We start from the raw sequence: 553 nt of genomic DNA on the forward strand, positions 1-553 counted from the left end.
CGACTGTACCCTGTGCAAGCTCCTCGATCGCTGCCCGTTCCACGGCAAGTGCGATTTCTGCTCCTCCAAGAAGGGCGTCACGCCGATAATCCATTGGTGTAGTGCCGGAATGATCCGCCGTCCCTTCCACATGGACGTGAAAACGGATTGGCGCGGCAATAGCTGAGACAATGCCGATCGAAATATCTTGTTTTTCAAGGACAGGCCCCTGCTCCACATGCAGTTCAACGAACGCTTTGAATTCGTCGCGAAAGCGCTTTGCCAAATGAACCTCTTCCAAATCAAGACCATTCTCCTCGAACGCATGCATCAGCGTGACTCCAGTTTTATCAGTCAAAGACCTTGTATACGCCGGATCCAGCCGCCCCGTCATCGCTTTGCTTCCTAGAGTCGATGCACCAAAGCGAGCGGATTCTTCACATGCAAAGATGATCACTTCGAGCGGATGCAAAGTAGCAATGCCTTCATCCGCTAGGGAACGCATAATTTCAAGAGCAACCAGGACGCCTGCCGTCCCATCGAATTCTCCAGCAGCATAGACGGAGTCGATATG

At 52.4% G+C, this 553-nt stretch carries 1 protein-coding gene; it reads right to left on the reverse strand.

The genetic code is table 11. The features are described from left to right. A partial coding sequence (locus NCCP2222_RS05310; protein ID WP_248510292.1) for a M20/M25/M40 family metallo-hydrolase occupies window positions 1-553 on the reverse strand: 553 nt, incomplete at both ends.

It is taken from the genome of Sporosarcina sp. NCCP-2222, assembly GCF_023168145.1.
In the GTDB taxonomy this organism is placed as follows: Bacteria; Bacillota; Bacilli; order Bacillales_A; family Planococcaceae; genus Sporosarcina.